Genomic DNA, 4,204 nt, shown 5'->3' with positions numbered 1-4,204 from the left:
CATATTAGAAATTAAACATGTAACTAAGGCACAAGTTTTATCGAAGACAACGATTCAAAGGAATTATGGGTATCAAATATTTGATGGATCCAAGGTTCCTAATAAAGATAAGGTGATTCAGTTAAGTTTAGGATTAGGCTTAGATTTACGTATGACAAACAACTTATTGTCTTTATCTAATAATGGCATGTTGTATCCAAAAGTAAAAAGAGATGCATTATTGATTTATTGTATTGAAAATCATAAGAGTGTATATGAAACCAATGAGTATTTGATGGAGTATGGGCTAGAATTATTGGATTAGTGATAGATGAATTTCTATCACTTTTTTTATTGACAAGGGGGAGTCATACTCCTATAATACCTATAAAGTTACTAGGAATAGTAAGCGGAGGTACTGATTATGAAGCGATGTTATAGCTGTTTAAATGAATAATATTGAATTTGTTTAATAGGAGGAAAAGAAAATGACAGTATATAAAGCAATTTCAGATTTAATTGGAAATACACCATTAGTAGAATTAACACATATTGAAGAAAAAGAAGGTTTAGATGCTAGTGTTGTTGCGAAAGTAGAATTTTTTAATCCAGCAGGTAGTGTAAAGGATCGTATCGCAAAGAAAATGATTGAGGATGCTGAGAAAAAAGGATTGATCAAACCAGGTGCTACATTGATTGAACCAACAAGTGGAAATACAGGTATTGGTATCGCTTCTGTTGCAGCCGCTAAGGGATATAAGGCTATCATGACAATGCCTGAAACAATGAGTGTTGAGCGTCGTAACTTATTGAAGGCGTATGGTGCCAAAGTTGTTTTAACAGATGGCAAGGCCGGTATGAAAGGTGCTATCGCAAAAGCTCAGGAATTGGCAGCTGCTACACCAAACAGTTTTATTCCAAGTCAATTTGAAAATCCATCAAACCCTCAAGCTCATTATGAATCTACAGGTCCAGAAATTTGGAAGGATACAGAAGGAAAAGTTGATATTTTTGTTGCCGGTGTTGGAACGGGTGGTACTGTAAGTGGTACAGGTAAATATTTGAAGGATCAAAACCCAAATGTGAAAGTGGTTGCGGTTGAACCTGCAACAAGTCCAGTATTGTCTGAAGGTCATGCAGGTCCTCATGGTATTCAAGGTATTGGTGCTGGTTTTGTTCCGAATACTTTGGATACAAGTGTATATGATGAAGTCTTTACAGTCACAAATGAACAAGCTTATGAAACAGGTCGTTTGATTGCACATAATGAAGGTATGTTAGTAGGTATTTCAAGTGGTGCTGCTACATATGCCGCTATTCAAATCGCAAAACGTCCCGAAAACAAAGGGAAAACAATCGTCGTATTATTACCAGATACAGGTGAGCGTTATTTATCTACTCCAATGTTTGCGGAATAATAAAAAATACGAAGTAAAAATTACTTCGTAAAAGTCTTGGCATAGCCATGATCTTCTCTAGAACCCGTACCAATGGGTTCTTTTATTTTTCCAATTTCTTCGATTTCAAATGGCGTCAATTGATATACATAGTTTAGCCAGTTTCGATATAGAAGATTGGCATGGCTTCTCCATTTTAAGATTGGTTCTTTTTCTGGATCATCATCGGGAAAATAGTTAAATGGAATATGGATGGGTTTATTGGCTTTTAAATCTCTAAAATACTCATCTTTTAATGTTTCTTTTCCATATTCTAAATGACCTAAAATAAATATTTGACGATAGTCCTTTGTGACAATGATGTTTGAACCAATTTCATCATTTTTAGATAGAATAGATAAGCATTTCACTTTTTTGACGGCTTCTTCATCAATTGCCGTATGTCTTGAATGCGGCGTATAGTGGATTTCATCAAAGCCATTGGTTAAAAAGTCATATTCATCGACTAATTGTTCTGGGAAGATGCCGAATACTTTTTCTGGCAAGATATGCTTTTGAACTCCATAATGATAATACAGTCCGGCTTGGGCTCCCCAACAAATATGTAGTGTAGAATAGACATGTGTTTTAGACCATTCCATGATTTCTTCAAGTTCATTCCAATAATCGACATCTTCATATTCTAGATGTTCTACAGGAGCTCCTGTAATGATCATTCCATCGTAATAATTATCTTTTAACTTTTCAAAGTATGTATAGAATTTGACTAAATGATCTTGGCTTGTATTTTTAGAAACATGGTTTTTTACCATCATAAAATCTATGTCGACCTGTAATGCACTCTTTGAAATTAATCGTAAAATCTGAGTTTCTGTTTCTATTTTTTTGGGCATTAGATTGAGAATCACGATTTTTAATGGTCGAATTCTTTGTCTATGTGCACTTTTATCTTCAATCGCAAAGATTTTTTCACTTTCTAATATGTCTTTTGCGGGCAATGCATCGGGTATGTTGATTGGCATAAATAAACAACTCCTTTTTTGTATACACTTTATTATACGCGAAAAAAAAACAGAATGGAAATTTTCCATTCTGTAAAAGACTATGCTTTCATGGCGTCTAGAGCTTGTTGTAAATCGTCGATGATGTCTTGTGCATCTTCAAGACCTACAGAGAAACGAATTAAGTCTGGAGCAACACCGGCTTCTTTTAATTGTTCTTCACTCATTTGACGGTGCGTATGACTTGCTGGGTGTAATAGACAAGTTTTGGCGTCTGCAACATGGGTTACAATAGAAGCAAGTTTTAAGCTGTCCATGAACTTTTCAGTTTGATCACGATCGGCTTTTAATCCAAATGACAATACACCACAAGTTCCATTTGGACAATATTTTTTAGCTAATTCATGATGAGGATCACTTTCAAGATCTGCATATTTAACCCATGCAACATCTTCATTGGCTTCTAAGTATTTGGCTACAGCTAGTGCATTTGCGCAATGTGCCTTCATACGTACAGCTAATGATTCTAATCCTAGATTTAAGTAATATGCATTTTGAGGTGCTTGGATGGATCCTAAATCACGCATCAATTGGCTTGTAGCTTTTGTGATATAAGCTAATTTACCAAATTTTTCGGCATAGACAATACCATGATACGATTCATCTGGTGTAGTTAGTCCTGGATATTTTTCTGCATGTTCTAGCCAGTTGAAGTTACCACTATCTACAATGGCTCCACCTACACAAGATGCATGTCCATCCATATATTTTGTGGTAGAGTGAGTCACAATATCAGCTCCCCATTGGATTGGTTGACACATAATTGGTGTAGCGAATGTGTTGTCAATGATTAATGGAACTCCATTCGCATGAGCAACTTTCGCAAATTTTTCAATATCGAAAATACGTACAGTTGGATTTGTGATGGTTTCTCCAAAGACACATTTTGTGTTTGGTTTGAATTCTTTTTGAAGATCTTCTTCACTGATTTCTGGGTCAACAAATGTACAGTCGATACCCATTTTCTTCATTGTTACACCAAATAGGTTGTAAGTTCCACCATAGATGGCACTAGAAGCAATTAAGTGATCTCCAGCTTCACAAATGTTGAATACCGCAAAGAAGTTGGCAGCTTGTCCACTTGATGTTAGCATAGCAGCAATACCACCTTCTAAAGCAGCAATCTTACTTGCGACAATATCGTTTGTCGGGTTTTGAAGGCGTGAATAGAAATATCCACTGTCTTCTAAATCGAATAATCTTCCCATTTGAAGACTTGAATCATATTTAAAAGTAGTACTTTGATAAATTGGTACTTCTCTAGGTTCGCCGTTTTTTGGTTCATAACCGGCATGTAAACATTTAGTTTCTGTTTTCATAATTTTTTACCCTCCGCTTTTATAATCATTATTTTAAGCTTTTCTTTATAAAAAGTAAAAGAAAAGCTTAGATTACATAATCAAAGCTTTGTTCACGATTTAAAATGTCTTGTAGTGAGATTCCTTTTAAATAGGTTTCAATCACTTGATTTAATCCTTCATAAATATAAAGTGTAGTACAATCTTCTTTTCTTGGACATATATTTACTTCTGAGTCTAAGCAGGCAACACAAGACAAATTGCCTTCGGTTGCGACTAATACGTCATATACAAGGATTTGGTCTGGATTTTTTGCGAGCTTATATCCACCTTGAAAACCACGGTTGGATTGAACCATTCCACTTTTTGTAAGAATTGGAACGATTTGTTCTAAATATTTTTTTGAGATGTTTTGTCTGGCGGCAATATCCTTTAGTGTTATAAAGCCTGAATCATTATGTTGAGCTAA

Annotated in this window: 4 protein-coding genes and 1 pseudogene; 2 read left to right on the top strand and 3 right to left on the bottom strand. The window is 35.1% G+C overall.

Features of this window, described 5'->3' with window-relative positions; translation table 11 throughout:
• A pseudogene (locus tag ACZQCL_RS04325) lies at nt 1-304 on the top strand (hypothetical protein); the annotation flags it as partial.
• Nucleotides 305-467: 163 nt separating this feature from the next.
• The gene (gene cysK, locus ACZQCL_RS04320; protein ID WP_288028647.1) at nt 468-1,397 is read left to right on the top strand and encodes a cysteine synthase A; all 930 of its coding nucleotides are present in this window, start codon (nt 468-470) and stop codon (nt 1,395-1,397) included.
• A 20-nt stretch (nt 1,398-1,417) separates the two neighbouring features.
• Here cysK and ACZQCL_RS04315 read toward each other — a convergent pair whose 3' ends face one another.
• The 3 genes from ACZQCL_RS04315 to ACZQCL_RS04305 form a co-directional block, all read right to left on the bottom strand.
• A complete protein-coding gene (locus ACZQCL_RS04315) occupies nt 1,418-2,398 on the bottom strand; it encodes a homoserine O-succinyltransferase (protein WP_118114636.1) in 981 nt (326 codons plus the stop codon).
• Nucleotides 2,399-2,478: 80 nt separating this feature from the next.
• A complete protein-coding gene (locus ACZQCL_RS04310) occupies nt 2,479-3,756 on the bottom strand; it encodes an O-acetylhomoserine aminocarboxypropyltransferase/cysteine synthase family protein (RefSeq protein ID WP_118114637.1) in 1,278 nt (425 codons plus the stop codon).
• A 67-nt stretch (nt 3,757-3,823) separates the two neighbouring features.
• On the bottom strand, nt 3,824-4,204 hold a 381-nt coding region (locus ACZQCL_RS04305; protein WP_482481922.1), incomplete at its 5' end, for an RrF2 family transcriptional regulator.

The organism is Holdemanella sp. (assembly GCF_056804935.1).
The sequence above is the reverse complement of the archived record's forward strand: the minus strand, read 5'-3'. Positions and strand labels throughout refer to the sequence as shown.

What these genes read in the sequence shown, in the direction of transcription:
- ACZQCL_RS04310 (WP_118114637.1), bottom strand. Translation starts at nt 3,756, where the DNA reads ATGAAAACAGAAACTAAATGTTTACATGCCGGTTATGAACCAAAAAAC.
- cysK (WP_288028647.1), top strand. Translation starts at nt 468, where the DNA reads ATGACAGTATATAAAGCAATTTCAGATTTAATTGGAAATACACCATTA.
- ACZQCL_RS04315 (WP_118114636.1), bottom strand. Translation starts at nt 2,398, where the DNA reads ATGCCAATCAACATACCCGATGCATTGCCCGCAAAAGACATATTAGAA.